Source organism: Pseudomonas sp. ES1, from assembly GCF_050586605.1.
GTDB lineage: Bacteria > Pseudomonadota > Gammaproteobacteria > Pseudomonadales > Pseudomonadaceae > Aquipseudomonas > Aquipseudomonas sichuanensis.
This window is the reverse complement of record NZ_JBOBDM010000019.1, coordinates 50039-68073: the sequence shown is the minus strand read 5'-3', so window position 1 is coordinate 68073 and position 18035 is coordinate 50039. Positions and strand designations below refer to the sequence as shown.

General features: G+C 61.0%; 15 protein-coding genes and 1 pseudogene. 14 read left to right on the top strand and 2 right to left on the bottom strand.

Features of this window, described 5'->3' with window-relative positions; translation table 11 throughout:
* Window positions 1-654: 654 nt before the first annotated feature.
* From ACQ4N9_RS10490 to ACQ4N9_RS10435, 12 genes and pseudogenes are all read left to right on the top strand, one after another.
* Window positions 655-1932, top strand: coding sequence for a cystathionine gamma-synthase family protein (locus ACQ4N9_RS10490; RefSeq protein ID WP_390967887.1), 1278 nt, complete (start codon window positions 655-657; stop codon window positions 1930-1932).
* Window positions 1933-2075: 143 nt separating this feature from the next.
* Window positions 2076-3515 (top strand): amino acid permease, encoded by a 1440-nt coding sequence (locus ACQ4N9_RS10485; protein ID WP_390967886.1) that lies wholly within the window; start codon window positions 2076-2078, stop codon window positions 3513-3515.
* A gap of 47 nt (window positions 3516-3562) precedes the next feature.
* Window positions 3563-4447, top strand: a complete 885-nt coding sequence (locus ACQ4N9_RS10480) for a LysR substrate-binding domain-containing protein (protein ID WP_125463614.1) — start codon at window positions 3563-3565, stop codon at window positions 4445-4447.
* Between the two features lie 22 nt (window positions 4448-4469).
* Window positions 4470-5855, top strand: a complete 1386-nt coding sequence (locus ACQ4N9_RS10475) for a threonine synthase (protein ID WP_390967885.1) — start codon at window positions 4470-4472, stop codon at window positions 5853-5855.
* The gene (locus tag ACQ4N9_RS10470; RefSeq protein WP_125463612.1) at window positions 5852-6289 is read left to right on the top strand and encodes an Lrp/AsnC family transcriptional regulator; all 438 of its coding nucleotides are present in this window, start codon (window positions 5852-5854) and stop codon (window positions 6287-6289) included. The genes ACQ4N9_RS10475 and ACQ4N9_RS10470 overlap by 4 nt, the downstream gene beginning before the upstream one ends.
* A 204-nt stretch (window positions 6290-6493) precedes the next feature.
* Window positions 6494-7537 (top strand): homoserine dehydrogenase, encoded by a 1044-nt coding sequence (locus ACQ4N9_RS10465; protein WP_125858241.1) that lies wholly within the window; start codon window positions 6494-6496, stop codon window positions 7535-7537.
* Between the two features lie 12 nt (window positions 7538-7549).
* A complete protein-coding gene (locus ACQ4N9_RS10460) occupies window positions 7550-8968 on the top strand; it encodes an aldehyde dehydrogenase family protein (RefSeq protein WP_125858240.1) in 1419 nt (472 codons plus the stop codon).
* A gap of 98 nt (window positions 8969-9066) precedes the next feature.
* Window positions 9067-9441 (top strand): RidA family protein, encoded by a 375-nt coding sequence (locus ACQ4N9_RS10455; RefSeq protein WP_323808601.1) that lies wholly within the window; start codon window positions 9067-9069, stop codon window positions 9439-9441.
* A gap of 273 nt (window positions 9442-9714) precedes the next feature.
* Window positions 9715-10725, top strand: a complete 1011-nt coding sequence (locus ACQ4N9_RS10450; protein WP_390967884.1) for an AraC family transcriptional regulator — start codon at window positions 9715-9717, stop codon at window positions 10723-10725.
* Window positions 10726-10737: 12 nt separating this feature from the next.
* Entirely contained in the window at window positions 10738-11409 is a 672-nt protein-coding gene (locus tag ACQ4N9_RS10445) for an NAD(P)H-binding protein (protein WP_125858237.1), read from the top strand.
* Window positions 11410-11602: 193 nt separating this feature from the next.
* Window positions 11603-12433 (top strand): oxidoreductase, encoded by an 831-nt coding sequence (locus ACQ4N9_RS10440; RefSeq protein ID WP_125858236.1) that lies wholly within the window; start codon window positions 11603-11605, stop codon window positions 12431-12433.
* Window positions 12434-12479: 46 nt separating this feature from the next.
* Window positions 12480-12740, top strand: a pseudogene (locus tag ACQ4N9_RS10435) (hypothetical protein); the annotation flags it as partial.
* Window positions 12741-12967: 227 nt separating this feature from the next.
* On the opposite strand, the gene ACQ4N9_RS10430 reads toward ACQ4N9_RS10435, so the two are convergent.
* Entirely contained in the window at window positions 12968-13687 is a 720-nt protein-coding gene (locus tag ACQ4N9_RS10430) for an AraC family transcriptional regulator (RefSeq protein WP_125858235.1), read from the bottom strand.
* Between the two features lie 227 nt (window positions 13688-13914).
* Between ACQ4N9_RS10430 and ACQ4N9_RS10425 the strand changes: the two genes are divergently transcribed.
* Both ACQ4N9_RS10425 and ACQ4N9_RS10420 read left to right on the top strand, forming a co-directional pair.
* Complete coding sequence (locus tag ACQ4N9_RS10425; protein WP_125858234.1) at window positions 13915-14946, top strand: 1-aminocyclopropane-1-carboxylate deaminase/D-cysteine desulfhydrase; 1032 nt, start codon at window positions 13915-13917, stop codon at window positions 14944-14946.
* Window positions 14947-15114: 168 nt separating this feature from the next.
* Entirely contained in the window at window positions 15115-16518 is a 1404-nt protein-coding gene (locus tag ACQ4N9_RS10420; protein ID WP_125858233.1) for an amino acid permease, read from the top strand.
* Between the two features lie 415 nt (window positions 16519-16933).
* On the opposite strand, the gene ACQ4N9_RS10415 is transcribed toward ACQ4N9_RS10420, so the two are convergent.
* Window positions 16934-17998 (bottom strand): SDR family oxidoreductase, encoded by a 1065-nt coding sequence (locus ACQ4N9_RS10415; RefSeq protein WP_390967883.1) that lies wholly within the window; start codon window positions 17996-17998, stop codon window positions 16934-16936.
* Between the last annotated feature and the right edge of the window lie 37 nt (window positions 17999-18035).

Here is an 18035-nt window from a genome sequence, read left to right as displayed (position 1 = left end):
AGATCGAACCGGATCTGATCGGGGCGTGATAGTTTGAAAGCAATGGTGCTCAAGCTCCGCCAAATAAATAACTCATCATATTTGGGCATATGAATCGAATTTACTTTCTTTTGGATTTCTCTGTTGAATCGGATCACTGCAATGTACCAGGCTTCGATATTTAGTTTAGCTTGCCACTCCTGCCCTCTATTCTCGCCCCAGAGAACATAGATTCCATTCCAGTATTCTGGAGCGTCATCAGAGTTGCTGGTATTGGATCCCCGCATACAGGCTGGACCACGACGACCGTGGCGAGCGCTTTGCGCAGTGCGTGGACTACTTGCGCCGGCTGCTGGCCGAGCAACCCGGGCCGATCGACTCGCCGCTGGGGCAACTCGGCACTGCAAGGCCGCTGCCCAGGTATGTTGCTAGGCGTATCCCGCTGGTGGTGACAGGCTCGTCGCGCCAGAGCCTGCAATGGCTGGTCGAGCATGCCGATGGCTGCCCATCTCCGACAGCGCTGCCCTCTGACTCAGATCCCTCGGGGCACAGCCATTAAAAAAAACGCTACTGAGCCCCCAGATACATCGTTTTTCAGTTCCAGGCCCTCCCCCTATAGTCCCCACGAAACGCCCCGGCATCGGGGTGGTCATCACAGTCGTGCAGGAACTGGATATGAACAAGAACGAAGCGGTTGCAGGCATTGCTGGTGCGGGCGTCGGCACACGGGTGGTGTGGAGTGGCGAGCAAGGCCAGCACCCCTACAACGCGACGCAGACCCCGATCGTGGTCAGTGCCGCGTATGGCTATCAGGACATCGACGCCTGGTACGACGTGGCGCAGGGCAAGCTGCCGGGCTACATCTACAGCCGCATGAGCAACCCGACCGTCGCCACGCTGGAGGCCAAGCTTTGCGGGCTGGAGCAGTCCGAGTCGGCCGTGGCCTTCAGCAGTGGTATGGCCGCAATCAGCGCGGTGCTGCACACCTTTCTGGCGAACGGAAAACGGGTGGTGTCGACCCGCGACAGCTACGGCGGTACGAACAAGATCTTCGAGGAATTCCTGCCGCGCATGGGCGTGCAGGTGTGCCTGTGCGACACCCTGGATACCGCAGCCCTTGAGCGCGAAATCGCTGCCGGCTGCGATCTGCTGTACCTGGAAACGCCCACCAACCCAACGCTCAAGGTGCTGGATATTCGCCGCCTGAGCGCTGCTGCGCACAAAGTAGGTGCCCTGGTGGTGGCCGACAACACCTTTGCTACACCGCTGAACCAGAACCCGCTGGCTCTGGGCGTAGATGTGGTGGTGCACAGTGCCACCAAGTTCCTGTCCGGCCATGGCGACGTGCTGGGTGGTGTGGTCTGTGGTGCCGAGCACCTGATGGCGCAGGTGCGGCACTACCGGGAAATCAACGGCGCATCATTGGACCCGTTCTCGGCCTACCTGATCATCCGTGGCATCAAGACCTTGGCCCTTCGACTGCGTCAGCAACAGGCCAGTGCCCAGGCCTTGGCCGAGTACCTGTGCAACGAGCCGCTGGTGGAAGCGGTGAACTACCCCGGCTTGCCACAGCACGCCGGCCACGCCATCGCCAAGGCGCAGATGCGCGGTTTCGGCGCCATCGTGAGCTTTGTGCTCAAAGGCGGCATGGACACCGTGGCCCGCCTGTTGCCACGCCTCGAGTACGCCCATCGGGCCGGCAACCTCGGAGCGGTGGAAACCATCTACGGCCCGGCGCGCACCACCAGCCACGTCGAAAACACCCTGGAAGAGCGCCAGGCGCTGGGGATTTCAGAGGGCCTGGTGCGTATTTCCGTGGGTATCGAGGACACCGACGACTTGCTGGCCGACTTGGCCCAAGCCTGCGCCGCGGTACGCGCGGAACTCGCGCGGCAGGCTGACCCGCACTGTGGCGCCGAGGAGGCCGGCCGCCCGATCCAGCAGCAGGCCTGAAGCCTGCCCCAAGGCACTCGCCCGCCGCGGCGGGTGCCTCTTCATGAAGTCGAACAATAACAACATGCAAGGCATTTCGATTCGCGCTGCCAAGACGAGGTCGTAGCACGCCCTTGCCCGCCAACTTTCATGAGACCCCAACAATGTCCGTGCAGATAACCACAAACAAAAATGCCCCGGCGCATGCCTTCAAACAGGATATGCAAACCCGCCACATCGTCATGCTGGCACTGGGTGGCGTCATCGGCACCGGCCTGTTCCTGACCTCTGGCTATACCGTCAACCAGGCGGGACCGCTAGGCGCGGTGATTGCCTACATCATCGGTGCGGTAATGGTTTACCTGGTGATGATGTGCCTGGGTGAACTGGCCGTGCAGATGCCGGAAGTCGGCTCTTTCAGCAGTTACGCAACCCGCTACCTCGGGCCTGGCACCGGCTACATGGTGGCCTGGATGTACTGGCTGACCTGGACGGTCGCCATCGGTTCGGAATTCACCGCCGCCGGCATACTCATGGTGCGCTGGTTCCCGGACACACCGGTATGGATGTGGAGCGCGCTGTTTGGCGCGGCGGTGTTCATCACCAACATTATTTCCGTGCGGGCATTCGCCGAGACGGAATTCTGGTTGTCGTTGGTCAAGGTGCTTGCGGTCGTCGCCTTCCTGGTCATCGGTGGCGGCGCCATCCTGGGCGTGTTCGACATCAAGCAGGCGCACAGTGTCGGGTTGGGCAACTTCACCCGTGAAGGGCTGTTCCCCACCGGCTTCTGGTCCATCGCCATGACCTTGCTGGCCGTGTCCTTCGCCTTCTCCGGCACCGAGCTGATCGGCATTGCCGCCGGCGAAACCCGGGACCCTGAAAAGAACGTGCCCAAGGCCATCCGCACCACGGTGCTGCGCCTGGCGCTGTTCTTCATCGGCACCATTTTCGTGTTGGCCACCCTGTTGCCCCGCGAGCAGGCCGGGCTTGTGGAAAGCCCGTTCGTGATGGTGTTCGAGATGATCGGTATTCCCTACGCCGCCGACATCATGAACTTCGTCATCATCACCGCGCTGCTGTCTGCCGCTAACTCCGGGCTGTATGCCGCCGCGCGGATGCTCTGGACCCTCAGCGACCAAGGCAACATGCCGCGCAAGTTCGCTGCACTGTCACGCCGCGGCACGCCGTTCAACGCCATCGTTTTGAGCATGGCGGGCGGCATGGCTTCGCTGCTCAGCGGCGTGTTCGCTCCCGACACCATTTACCTTGCCCTGGTGTCGATCTCCGGGCTGGCGGTGGTGGTGGTGTGGATGAGCATCGCGGCCAGCCAGATCGCCTTCCGCCGGCACTACATCGCCACGGGCGGCAAGCTCGAAGACCTCAAGTTCCGCGTGCGCGGCTACCCCTTCGTGCCGCTGGCCGCGCTGTTCTGCTGCCTGCTGGCCTGCGTGGGCATCGCCTTCGACCCCGCTCAGCGTGTGGCGTTGTACTTCGGCTTGCCGTTCATTGCCTGGTGCTACTTCATGTACTGGCTGACCTGCAAATATCGCCAGCGTCGCCAGGTGGCGCAGCACATGGCCGAGACGGCTACCGAGGCCGCCTGAGCAAGGTGATACTGGGCCACTGAACCAGTCGCCATGAGGAGCTTCCATTGAGCCAGAAAACCTTGCCCCCCTTGAACTGGCTACGGGCCTTCGAAGTGTCGGCGCGCTACCTGAACTTCACCCATGCCGCCGAGGAGCTGCACCTCACCCAGGGGGCGGTGAGCCAACAGATCCGTCACCTGGAGAGCCAGCTGGGGGTGGCGCTGTTCAAGCGCCTGCCCCGGGGGCTGGGGTTGACCGAAGAGGGGCAGTCCTACCTGCCGGTGGTGCAGGACGCCATCAGCCGCCTGGCGGTCGGCACCAACGAGATCTTCGGGCAACGCCAGCGACGGCCCTTGAAGGTGCGCGGCAGCCTGTCCTTCCTGCACTTCTGGTTGGCACCGCGGCTGGCTGACTTTCGCCGGGCGCATCCGCAGGTGGACATCCGCTACATCAGCAACCTGTGGGTCAAGGAGCTCGATGCCGAGGATGACCTGGAGATTCGCTGGGGCAATGGCGAATGGCCTGGCGTCGAGGCGCAGCGCCTGACCCGGGACCTGCTGGTGCCAGTCTGCTCGCCCGCCCTGATCGCCAGTTGCCCGCTGCGCGAGCCCCGCGACCTGGCAGGCCTGCCACTGCTGCATGTGCTGGGTTACGAGGAAGGCTGGGGGTACTGGTTGGAGCGGGTCGGCGCCGAGGGCGTCGATTCTTCGAGCGGCCTGCAGTTCGACACCTTGGTGTCCACCTTGCGCATGGCGGAGCTGGGGCTGGGGGTGGCCCTGGCGCGCTCGTCCCTGGCCGAGGACCTGTTACAGGAAGGCCGCCTGGTAGCGCCGTTCGCCCAGCGCATCGAAGCCAGCGAGTCGTTCTACCTGGTGCGCGGCCTGGGTGAGGCGCTACCCGCAGACGCCCAGGCCTTCAGCCACTGGCTGGTGGCCATGGCGCAACGCTAATCACGAGTCATTTGGAGCAACGATGCAGTACACAACCACGCGTGGCAGCGAGACACGAGTTGACTTTCGCACAGCGCTGCTCTCAGGGCTGGCAGAGGATGGCGGGTTGTTCGTGCCCGCGTCGCTGCCGCAATTCAGCCCTCAGGAAATTGCCAGCTGGTCCTGGCTGCCGTTCGACGAACTGGCCTGGCGGGTCATTGCACCTTTTGTAGGGGATACCCTCGATGAGCCGACGTTACGGGCGCTGGTCAGCGACAGCTACCGTGGCTTCGCGCACCGTGCGATCGCCCCGCTGCAGCAGATCGGCCACAACGAGTGGATCATGCAGCTGTTCCACGGGCCAACCCGATCCTCCAAGGACTTTGCCGCGCAGTTGCAGGCACGGCTCATCAGGCACTTCCTGGGCCAGAACTGTGAGCGTGTGATGTGGGTGGGCGCCAGCAATGGCGACACGGCCGTGGCCGCAATCGATGCCTTGCGCCACTGCCCTACGGCCCGCCTGCTGGCGCTGTATCCGCAGGCCGGCACCCCGGCGGACCGCGCGGCGGTGATGCGCGGCGCCGACTCGGGCAGCGTCAGTTGCGTGGCGGTGAACGGCAGCTTCGACGATTGCCAGTCGCTGGTCACCCGGTTGCTGCGCGAATGGCCCTGCCCGGCGCTGATACCGATCAGTTTCAATTCGACCAACTGGGTCGGGGTACTGGCACAGATAGTTTTCTATTTCCATGCTGCGCTGCAGCTGGGCGGGGGCACACGCCCGGTGGGCTTCAGTATCCCCACGGCCAGTTTTGCCGAGATTTACGCAGGTTTCATCGCGCAGAAGATGGGGCTGCCGATCAATCAGATCATCGTCTCCACCAACCGCAATGACGCCCTGCACAGGTTCATCCATTGCAACCGCTACAGCCGGGTCTCGACCAGCCGGACCTTGTCGCCCGCCATGGACTTTTCGCTGTTCTCCAACCTCGAACGCTTCGTCTGGGAGTTGTACGAGCGCGACGGCGAGACGACGCGGGCGCTGATGGAGCACTTCGAGGCCTGTGGCGAATTGAGCATCGGCAACCGCCAGTGGTTGCAGGCCCGCATGCTGTTCGACTCCTATGCGGTGGACGATGCCTCGATCCGCGAAGAAATCACCACGCTGTTCCAGCAAACCGGCAGTGCGGTAGACCCGCATACCGCCACGGGTGCCTTCGCCGGGCGCCTGCACCGGCGCAATATCGGCGCCCCGATCGTGACCCTGGGGCAGTTCGCCCCTGAAAAATCGGCGCCGCTGCTGGCCGAATTGGGTGCCTGGCAAGGGGCGATGCCAGCGTACGCGGTGGCAACCCCGGACGGTCCGCTGCTGGCCCAGGATGACCTGACGGGCTTGCACGGGGTATTGACCGCGTTGCAGGCCACTCGATGAAGCGCATCCTCGACCCCTTGGACGAGCGCATCCTCGCCGAGCTCACGGCCAATGCACGTATCGCCCACGCCGAGCTGGGGCAGAAGGTCAACCTGTCGCGCAATGCGGTGCGCCAACGCATCGAGCGCCTGGAGCGCGACGGTGCCATCCAGGGCTACACCTTGCGCATCGGCGAGGGGCGCCGGCCCGCGTCGCTGATCAATGCGCTGGTGTTCGTCTACCGCTACGACCGCATGCGCGGTGACGCTGTGCTCGACGCGCTGCGGCAGATTCCGGAAGTGGTGCAGTGCCAGGTGCTGAGCGGCGAGTTCGATCTGCTGCTGCGCATCGAGGCCGCAAGCCCGGAACGGGTGCACCACGTCTGGCGGGAAATTGCCGCGATGCCGGGGGTGGAGAACACAGTGACCTCGTTCGTGTTGTCGAGCGTGATCTGAGCTGACCGTAAGCGCCCTCCCTCTTGCCACCACCACGCCGCCTGGGCCCGAGCCCCGGCGGCGTGGTGGTTTTTGCAGGCGCGAATGCGCGCCTCCGGCACTGGCCAGATTGGCCAATAAATACAGCGCATTGCCATATTCAACTGGCATGGCCGGGCTCTTAGGCTGTCCCCATCAACCAACGCCTGAGAAGGACAACAACCCATGACCGAATACAAAATTGCACTCGTAGGCTTTGGCGGTGTTAACCGTGCCCTGGCCCAATTGATCGCCGAGCGCAACCTGCGCTGGCAGCAGGAGCTGGGCTTTGGCCTGAAGATCGTCGGTGTGACCGACCTGTTCCTCGGTTCGGTGATCGACCGCAACGGCCTGGATGCAGCCACCCTGGCCGCGCTACCAACCAGCAAAGGCGCCCTGGCGCAGCTTCCTCAAGGCTCGGCAGAGGCGTTCAACGAGTCGGTGATCAAGCAGTCGGGGGCCGACATCATCGCCGAAGCCACCTTCACCAACCCGAAAGACGGTGAGCCAGCGGCCACCTTCTGCCGCTGGGCACTGGAAGCGGGGAAGCACGTGGTCACCACCAACAAGGGGCCGATCGCCCTGCATGCCCAGGCACTCAAGGCGCTGGCCAAGGCCAATGGCGTGTCGTTCGAGTACGAAGGCTCAGTGATGAGCGGCACGCCGGTGCTGCGCATGGCCCGGCAGACCTTGGCAGGCTCGGGCCTAGTGGGTTTCGAAGGCATCCTCAATGGCACTTCCAACTACGTCCTGACCCGCATGGGAGAAGGCCTGGGCTTTGCCGAAGCCGTGGCCAAGGCGCAAGAACTGGGTTACGCCGAAGCGGACCCGACCGCCGACGTGGAAGGCCATGACGTACGCCTTAAAGTGGTCATTCTCGCCAATGAGTTGCTGGGTGCGTGCCTTCAGGTCAGCGATGTCGCCTGCAGCGGTATCAGCGCGATCACCCGCGAGGATATCGAGCGGGCCAAGGCGTCGGGCGAGCACTGGAAGCTGATCGGCGCCGCTCGCCGCGAAGCGGACGGTTCGGTGCGAGCCAGTGTGCAGGCCCGCTTGCTGCCGGGCAGCCATCCCCTGGCGGGGATTGCCGGCGCTACCAACGCCATCGCCTTCGAAACCGAGTTGCTGGGTGCGGTGACGGTATCCGGCCCTGGTGCGGGGCGCATTGAGACGGCTTTTGCCCTGCTGTCGGACATCCTCGCCATCCACACTTCCAGCCACTCGGCCTGAGGAGCGACGCTCATGAACCTGACTTCCGTGCAGCGCGCGCCCCTCCAGACGCTTGGCCTGATCGACGTGTTCAGCCCCTACGACGGCAGCCTGGTTGGCAGCGTTGCCAACCTGGGCGAGCACGCAGTGCCCGGCCTGCTCGCCCGCGCCCGCCAAGGCGTCAAAGACAGCGCCGCCCTGCCCCGACACCGCCGAGCCGGCATCCTTGAACAGGCCGCCCGGCTGATCGAGCGCGATGCGCCAGACTTCGCGGGCCTGATCGTCGACGAGGCAGGCAAGACCCTGCGCCAGGCCGAAAAAGAGGTGAAGCGCTGCATCAACACTCTCAGGTTGTCGGCCGAAGAAGCCCGGCGCAACGCGGGCGAGGTGGTGCCTTTCGATGCCTACGAAGGCTCGGAGTCGCGCCAGGGCTGGTTCACCCGTGAGCCCTTGGGGCTGATCCTGGCCATCACGCCGTACAACGACCCACTCAACCTCGTGGCGCACAAGCTGGGGCCCGCGATTGCCGGGGGCAACGGGGTGATCCTCAAACCATCGGAGCTGACCCCGCTTTCTGCGCTCAAGCTGGTGCAGTACCTGGTCGATGCCGGCTTGCCGGAGGCTGTGGTGACCGTAGCCACGGGCGGGGCTGAGCTGGGCAAGGCGTTGGTCGCCCTGCGTGATGTGCGCATGATCTCCTTCACCGGCGGCTTTGCCACCGGCGAGCAGATTGCCCGCGGTGCTGGCCTGAAGAAGCTCGCCATGGACCTGGGCGGCAACGCCCCGGTGCTGGTGCTCGAAGACTGCGACCTGGATGCGACGGTGGAATCCTGCGTATCCGGTGCGTTCTGGGCAGCCGGGCAGAACTGCATCGGCACCCAGCGCATCCTGGTCCACGCCTCGATCTATGCGGCCTTCCGTGATCGTTTCGTCGAGCTCACCCGTGCGATGGTGCTGGGCAATCCGGGCCGGCGCGAAACCGATATGGGGCCGATGATCAACGAAGCGTCTGCGCGGCGGGTTGAAGAATGCGTGAACCAGGCGCTGCAAGAGGGTGCGCAGCTGCTCTGTGGCCATCAGCGCCAAGGCGCCACCTACGCGCCAACGGTCCTGGAACAGGTTGACCACGGCAGCCGGCTGTGGCGTGAAGAGGCGTTCGCGCCGGTGGTAATGCTGGCGCCCTTCGACGACATCGACCAGGCGGTTGCGTGGGCGAATGCGCCGGAGTACAGCTTGCACGCCGGCGTCTTCACCCGGGACCTGGCCAAGGCACTGCACTTGGCGCGGCGGATAGAGGCTGGTGGCGTGATGATCAACGACTCCTCCGACTATCGGTTCGATGCCATGCCCTTCGGCGGCTCCAAATACGGCAGCCTGGGCCGCGAGGGGGTGCGCTTTGCCTATGAAGACATGACCCAGCCCAAAGTGGTGTGCATCAACCAGCTCGGTTGATGTTCAGCACACCATCATTCACCTCGGTGGCCTTGACCGGGTAGGCGCGCTCACAGCACTACCCGGTGCTATGCCGCTGGCGAAGGAGCGAAACACCAGTGATCACACGTTTAGCATCCGGGGACAGAATGTCCCTGGCAGTCAGTTACCGGGGCGTGTTCGAGACCGCCGGAGTGGCAGCAGATAACAGGCTTGAGGATGTTCAGGGGCAACTGCGGCAAGTGCTGGCCACCATCGATGCGCTTATGGCTGAGGCCAACGTCGGCAAGGAGCAGTTGACCCGCGTGCAGATCTGGCTGGCCGATTACCGCCATTTCGAAAAGGTCAACGAGGTTTACGACGCCTGGCTGCTGGGCTATCCGAAGCCAGTGCGTGCTTGCGTCGGGGCCGATCTGGGAGAGGGATACCTGGTTGAAGTTCAGGTTTTTGCAGTAGACCACTCGACATCCATTTATCCGGATGCCTCGCGGTAACAGGGGCGCATGCCTTGTAGGGTAACGGACGCCGACCGCGGGCATGCCGGCCGCATCGGCATCAGTGGTGCGACATCGGAGCTTGACGCTCATTTGTCCGAACAGTACTTGATCACGATGCCTGCACTGCAGGGTTTCACCGTGTGCGCCACCATGTGGCACCGACCGCAATTCATGTGGCGCATTTTGCATTATATGGACCGCCCCCTATGACTAAACTGGCCTGAAACGCCTTCCCTGGCGTATCAGCGACTCATAGAACGGTTTCGATCAATGGCACGCAATCTCACTTTCTCCTTGGACATTGGCTGGCGGACGCTTCTGAAAGATGTTGGCTTGCAGCCTGAACACGTGCTGCGCAAAGCCGGCTTGCCAGACGACCTCTTTTTCCGTGAGGGCTACGGGCTGCTAACCGATGAATACTTCCGTTTCTGGCGTGCCCTTGAGTCGGAGGCAGATGATCCGATGTTTCCGCTACGCTTGGTGGAAACCGTCTCGGCCGAGGTCTTCGACCCACCGCTATTCGCCGCCTTGTGCAGTACCAACCTCATGCAGGCCGTGCAGCGTCTGGCAAAGTACAAACAACTCGTCGCCCCGATGAGCCTGGACGTTGAGGTGGGCAAAAACGGAGAAATGACGGTTTCGCCACGCTGGCTGTCTGTACAAACGCAGGTGCCCTATTCGTTGCAAGTGGCCGAAATCGCATTCTTTCTGCGGCTGGCCAACCTTGCCACGCGCGAGCGCATCAAAGCCTTGCGCGTGGCGCTTGCGCAACTGCCGTCGAGCACTTACGCCCGCCGCTACGAAGTGTTTTTCGGTACCCCCGTGCAGCGGGGTGAGACACCGAGCATTACCTTTGCCGCCGCCGACGCCCTGCGCCCCTTCCTGACCGTCAATCAGAGTATGTGGCGCGTGTTCGAACCCGACCTGCGTCGTCGGCTCAGCGAACTGGATGCGGCAGCGACGATGGCCGAGCGTGTACGTGCCGTCCTGCTCGAACTGTTGCCCAGCAACACGGCCACGATCGAGAAGGCTGCGCAACGCTTGGGGCTCAGCAAACGCACCCTGCAACGTCGGCTGGAGGATGAGGGCGAGAACTTCCGTGCCTTGGTCAATACCACGCGTGAGAGCCTGGCCCGCCACTACCTTGGCAGCACGAGCCTATCTGGCGGGGAAATCGCCTTCCTGCTCGGTTTTGAAGACCCGAATTCCTTCTATCGCGCATTTCTGGACTGGACCGGGCAAACCCCCGATACCGCACGCCACACCATGCGCCTGAACTGAGATACATACCCGATGCCTGTCCAAGAGAAACAACGCCACGTCCTGCTGACCGGTGCTACTGGACTGGTGGGTGGCCAGATGTTACAGGCCTTGCTGAGCGATCCATCGGTTGCGCAGGTGCACGCACTGAGCCGCCGCCCTTTGGCCGTCAGCCACCCCAAGCTTCAGGTTCACCTTGCGGACTTCAACCACTTGCCCGCGCTACCGCAAACCGATGAGGTTTATCTGGCACTGGGCACCACGATCAAGGTTGCCGGCAGCCAGGCGGCCTTCCGTGCGGTGGATCACGACGCTAACCTGGCCGTTGCCCGGGCAGCCGTCGCGGCCGGTGCACGACGTGTAGGGCTGGTCAGCGCGGCTGCCGCCAATGCACGCTCTTCAATGTTCTACAACCGCGTCAAGGGTGAACTGGAAGATGCTCTCAAAGCCATGGACCTGACGGCCCTGGTCATTGCCCAGCCCTCTTTGCTGCTGGATCACCGTAACGGTTTGGGGCAGCCGCCGCGCATCGGCGAGATCCTCTCGATACCTATTGCCAGGTTGCTGGCACCGCTGCTGCCTGGCACCTATCGTCCGGTGCATGCACGTGCCGTGGCCCTGGCACTGGTTCAGACCGTACCGACGGCCCACGGCGTGGTCGTACTGGCCTCTGACACGATGGCCAAGATCGGACAGGCACACTGAGCGAAATCGCAATGAGAAATCACCAGGACAGGGCACGTCGCTTCCTGGCAGCACTGCTGGGCGCATGCGCAGGCGCCCCATGCGCGCATTGCCACCGAGATGGCGCACTCTGCAGGTCCGCTGGCGTATTGTGCGAGATACGACCCTCTCTAGTTTTGCCAGACTGGCCACATCAAAACGCATGAGGTTCGCCATGTTCAGCAAAGAAAAGAAAACAGCCCTGGTCACCGGTGCATCGTCGGGGATGGGCAAAGCGATTGCCAAGCAGTTGATTAAGGACGGTTATCAGGTCTACGTGGCCGCACGTAGCGTCGACAAGATGGCTGACCTGAAAGAGCTTGGCGCTCAGGCGCTGCGCATGGATGTGTCCAAGGACGAGGAAATCGTCAGTGGCGTTCAGACCATCCTGACCCAAACGGGCGGCGTGGACGTCCTGGTCAACAATGCAGGCTTCGGTCTCTATGGCCCTGTGGAAGAGATCAGTCTCGACGAAGCCCGTTACCAGTTCGAGGTCAATCTGTTCGGTGCAGCACGGCTTACACAGTTGCTACTGCCCTCAATGCGCGCGAAGCGTGCCGGGCACATAGTTAACATCACCTCTATGGGCGGCAAGATGTACAGCGCCCTCGGCGCCTGGTATCACGCCACCAAACATGCCCTGGAGGGGTGGTCGGACTGTCTACGCCTGGAGGTGGCCGAGTTCGGTATCAAGGTCGTGATCGTCGAACCAGGCGTGATTGAAACCGGCTTCGGCGACGGCGCCACCGAGTCCATCGTCAAACGATCTGCCAGCGGACCCTATGGGCGGATGGTTCAAATGGTGACCAAGTCGATTAAGAACACCTACGGGCATAACACGGGCAGTGACCCACAAGTGATCGCAGACGTGGTTTCCAAGGCAGTGGTCAGCCGTAACCCCAGCACACGCTACGCCGTCGGTAAATTCGCCAAGATGCTGATTCGCATGCGCGTATGGCTCGGCGACCGTCTGTTTGATCGCATCATACTCAGCCAAACCCGTTGAGCGGCAAATTGCTTTTCCGCATGCAGAGAGTAGTTGTTGGCTTGTGTATCAGGCGTCCTGCGCCAAGATCGAAGCGAGGTGCCTGAACTTGGCAGTCATGCGGTATGACAATGCCCTGCCGATTGCTGCCAAGCGCGACGAGATCAAGGTTGCGCTAGAAAGACATCAAGTGCCGGTGATCGCCAGTAAAACTGGTGCGGGAAAGACCAGGCTGCTGCCGAAGATCTGCCTGGAGATTGGCCGTGGCCCTTATGGACTGATCGGCGATACCCAACCCCGACGGCTGGCGGTGCGAAAAAAGGCGACAGATCTATTTATTGGTCAGTCTGCTGCTGGCCGACAGCAGTCCAAAGTGGCCCTTGGTGGAGGGCAACAAATGGCGAGCAGGAGCCATTCAGCATTAACGCTTGAAGCATAAAAATGCATATTTGGAGTTCCCACCTCGCTCGCTACATCCACCTTTAGCGGCACTCCATCTCTTCTGCGAGGGCACGATACGGCACTGGGATCTTGAAGCCGGGCGCGTCGACGTGGTTATAACTGTACGACACGTTTGCGGAACTCATCCGGAGTCGACCCGATCATTCGATGGAACATCGCAATGAAAGCGGACGAAGTGCTGTAGCCCAACTCCAGCGCGACGGTCTGCACTGGGGCGCCGTCTTCCAGCATCGAGAGTGCTCTCACCAGCCGCAGACGCTGTCGCCACTCCACAAATGACATTCCCAGGTCACGCTGGCAACGCCGCGAGAGCGTGCGCTCGGTGCTATGTACGACACTGGCCCATGCTTCCAGGGGACGATTATCACCTGGCTCCAGATGCAGTGCTTCGAGCACCTGACTGAGTGCCCGGTCTGTAGAGATCGGTAAATACGTATCTCGACGCGGCGCCAGGCTTATCTGGTCTACCAGCACCTGCATCAACCGTACGTCGTCATCGTTTCGAGGGTAATCAACCTGGCGCTCGACCAAATCCGCAAGGATTGCCTTGGTAATGGGGCCGACCGCCAGCGTGCAGACCTCGGTGGGCAGCCTGACACAGCGTTCCGGGGCAATGTCCAGCACGCAGTAACACACGTGGGGCCGAGTACTGGCGCCATGCTCCGCTCGGGGCGGAAGCCACAAGCCGTAATGCGGCGGTGTCAGGTACTCACGGTTGTCCACAGTCAACTCGATCACGCCGCTGAACGAGTAGACGAATTCGCCCCAGTCATGGCGCTCGGTCGGGTAGGACGTTACTTCCGTCAGACGCATGGTCCTTAACAGAACGGAATGCGGTAGCGGCGAGCTAATGGCAGGTGAGACAGGTGCAGCGGCCATGTTGTCGGGAACCTTGTATGCGTTGTCTGGTTTTCGTTATTTCAGCATATAGCGCCAACCTCATACTTGCACCGTCGACAGGAAGTATGGGCTTGGGTCGGGCGGCTCCTCCTCAGGCCATTCTCCTGTTACGTACGATGCTCATCACGAGGATAACCCCGATGAATGCTCTCGATACACTTGAAAAATTACCTCGGCTGAATCTGCGGGGCTTCACTTCACCGGTGCAATACCTGAAGCGGTTCAGTGCTGAAATTGGCGTCGAGGTCTGGTGCAAGCGCGACGATATCGGAACGGTCGGTCTTGCCGGTAACAAGGTGCGCAAGCTCGAAGTAGAACTGGCTTATGCGATCGCCCAGGGCGCCAAGCATCTGGTTGCCGAAGGCTCACGTCTTTCCAATGCCGCGCGGGCGGTGGCGGCGGCAGCGGCGCAGACAGGGCTGAAATGCACCCTGGTACTCTGCCATGACGCGCCACGGGAGCCGGTTGGCAACCTGCTATTGGACGGACTCTTTGGCGCCAACTTGCGCTTAGTGGGCAATGCAACCTGGGCTGAACTCGCCGATCATGCTCAGGCCGTGGTCAATGAGCTGGAAAATAATGGGGAGCGTGTCTATCGACTACCCATCGGCTGTGCCTCCGAGAGGAGCTCGCTCGGGTTTGCCCTGGCCTACTCCGAGCTTCACGGACAGATGGCCGCGCATGAGCGTTCGATCGGCACCATTGTGCATGCCAGCTCATCGGGAGGCACTCACTCCGGACTGGTGCTGGGCAATACCTTGCACGGTTCGCCAAGCAACATCCGCGGTATCGTCGTTGCCGAGGATGTCTATGATGACGTACCCGGCCAGTACCTCGCTTATGCCCAAGGTGGTGCCCACCTCATCGGCGCAGAAGTGGAACTGACACGCAACGACATCAACCTCACCGAGGACTATCTGGGCGACGGCTACGGCCTGCCTGCACCGGGCGTGATAGAAGCGATCGACCTGCTTGCCACCACCGAAGGGATACTCGTAGACCCCGTCTATAGCGCCAAGGCAGTCGCGGCGTTGATCGATCTCGCGAAAAAGGGGGAGTTGGAAGGCCCAGTGGTCTTCTGGCACACGGGGGGCTATCACTCACTCTTCGATCCTCACTACGCGCAACGCACTTGGTCCGAAATCAAGCGGCTTTCCACTGTGCAGCTGTAGGCCTCGCGAACTGGCTTTCATTGACGATGAAAACGCCGGTCCTATTCCCGCAGATTACTTGACCACTACAGGTGCCGATGGCCGGCCTGGGGACTTGTCTGGCCTGAAAACCAGACGCCCGCGCGACGCCTCGGCATTCAAACAAAAATAATGTGGAGACTACCTGGAATGAGCGATAACGCACCTTCCATGCGGCGAGGCCTGAGTGCTCGCCATATTCGCTTCATGGCGCTCGGTTCTGCTATTGGCACCGGATTGTTCTATGGGTCCGCCTCAGCAATCAAGCTGGCTGGCCCCTCGGTACTGCTGGCCTACATCATCGGTGGCATGGCCATCTACATGATGATGCGTGCCTTGGGTGAAATGGCCGTGCGCAATCCTGTATCGGGTTCTTTTGCCCACTACGCAACCCAGTACTTGGGGAGCTTTCCAGGTTTTCTGACTGGCTGGAGCTACGCATTTTCCATGCTGGTGGTATGTCTGGCAGATGTGACCGCCTTTGGTGTTTACATGAGTTACTGGTTTCCCGACACACCACGATGGATCTGGGTCCTGGGCATCGTATTTTTCATCGGGGCTCTGAACCTGTGCAGCGTCAAGGTATTTGGCGAGTTGGAGTTCTGGTTGTCGTTGCTGAAAGTCACGGCTATTGCGTCGATGATCGTTGCCGGGTTGGCAGTTCTAGTTTTCGGTATTAAGTTGGGCTCTGCCAATGAAGTAACGAGCGGCTTAAGCAATTTGTGGCAGCACGGTGGCTTTTTCCCCAATGGCGTGAGTGGAATGATCGCCTCTTTCGCCGTCGTAATGTTTGCCTTTGGCGGAATCGAAATGATTGGTATCACTGCGGGAGAAGCCAAAAACCCGCAACAGGTCCTGCCACGCGCGATCAACTCCGTGCCACTGCGAATATTGATGTTCTACGTGCTTACACTATTCGTTCTGATGGCCATCTATCCCTGGCCTAAGATTGGCAGTGAGGGCAGCCCTTTCGTACAGATATTCAGCGGCTTAGGTATAAAGTCGGCTGCTACAGTGCTGAACATCGTCGTCATTTCTGCCGCACTATCGGCCATTAACAGCGATATTTTCGCCGCAGGGAGAATCATGTACGGCATGGCTCAGAGCGGCCAGGCACCCGCCAGTTTTTCCCGCCTGTCCCGATTCGGTGTACCTTGGATGACTGTAATCGTTATGGCGACGGCCCTGCTTTTGGGTGTTCTGCTTAATTACCTGTTCCCGGACAATCTCTTCATGATTTTGGCGTCGGTGGTGACGTTTTCGATTGTATGGGTGTGGCTGATGATTCTTTTGTCCCAAGTCGCCATGCGCCGGCACATGACTCGAACTGAGGTTGAGGCCCTGCATTTCCCCGTGCCTTTCTGGCCTGTAGGCCCCGCCTGCGCAATTGTTTTCATGCTGTTCATTTTCTGCGTACTGGGTTGGTACTCAGAAACTCGCATGGCGCTCTATGTAGGTATCGGGTGGCTGGCATTGCTGTCGGTAGGCTATAAATTATGGATAGTCCGCCAGAAAGCAACGCTGTTTGAATCGTTCAAACTAAAGCGTTCTTGAGCCCTACGAGCCAGTAACTTGAATGCTCAGATACCAGTCATTAATGTCCAGAGTCTGAGCTTTTCTGCTTATTATCGGGATGGGTTGTGAGGTAATAGTGGGCCGCCCCGCCTTGAGGTGCCGCGCCAGGCGGGGAGCTATGGGTCGTTAGTCGCTGGTCGTGAATGGCTGCTTTCGACCCGAAGCGGACGCTGAGCCCATCAGCAATTTTTGTGGGAGCGGGTTTTTCGAGGCGTCGAACTGCCGCGAACACCGGCACCGCCGGTGCCATCCATTGCGGCGCTTGCTTCGCGGGTGAACCCGCTCCCACAGGATGCGCGTCGCGCTCACGAAGCCAGTTAACTTTCAGCGGCTGCTATGGGTCGCAAGCGCTCGCTCTCACACGCATGTCTTGAGCCATCAAGACTGGCCTGCCTCAGTGGAGATAGTGATCCTTGACGTAGCGCACCGTCTTTTCCAGAGCGCGCGCCATATCGGGATGTGTGAACTGATACTTGCGCTCTAATTGCTCGCTATTACTGATATCGAAGCGCTGCGTCTGGATAAAGTCCAATGACTCGGCGCTGATCGCAAATCGTGCTGCCAGCCCGGGAATCATCAAAAGCCACCTGAGCAACCTTATCGGTACATGCCGACGGGGCGCCTTGACCTCCAGCGGTTTTGCGATCTGCTCAAGCATGCCCTGCAGGCTCGATGTGTGCTCATAGAGCGCCAGAACCTGCCGGTTGGCCATTGAGGGATCGAACGCCACACAGGTCATCATCGCTACCAGGTAGTCGACGCTGACTAATGGCAACCAGTGCCTGGGGGAACCGGGGACCGCCTTGAACCGACCTTGTGCCAGATTTCGAATGAGTTCGGCCAGAGGCTGTCCTTCCAGAATGTGCCCACTCTCGCTGTGGCCACACACCGTAGCAGGATGAACGATGGTGTAGTCCGCGCCCGCATCCTGCATATAACGGATGACGGCAAAATGGGACTCGATCTTGCTGCCTTCGTAGCCACCTACACGGCGGTAGACTGCGGGCCAGTTTGTGTTTTCAGGGCACTCATCATCAACACCGATACTGGCCAGGTGGTTAAGGTTTTGCAGCATGAAGCCGCCCACCATCAGCATTCGGATACGCTGGCTCGCCGCAAGCTTGGCGACCCTCAGCGCCCCTTGCACATTGACTGCTCGGGCGCGCTCCATCGACAGCCCCCAGGAAAACTCCGCCGCGAGGTGGAAGATCACCGAGGCCGAAGACACGCACTGCATGTCCGCCTCGCTGAGCCCAAGCCCCTCTCTGCTGATATCGCCCTCAACGGCATGGATATACGCAGGATTACCGCCCAGTTGACCTACCTGTTTTCTGAGACGCTCAATGTTCCCTGGAGTGCGCATAAGCACCCGAGTCTTGTACCCTGTCGCAGTAAGTCGGGCCAATAAATGTTGCCCCACAAACCCACTGCCGCCGGTGACGAAGCATTCCACGCTCATGCCTGATTCCTGGTTTGGATAATGGGTGCAGGCTAAG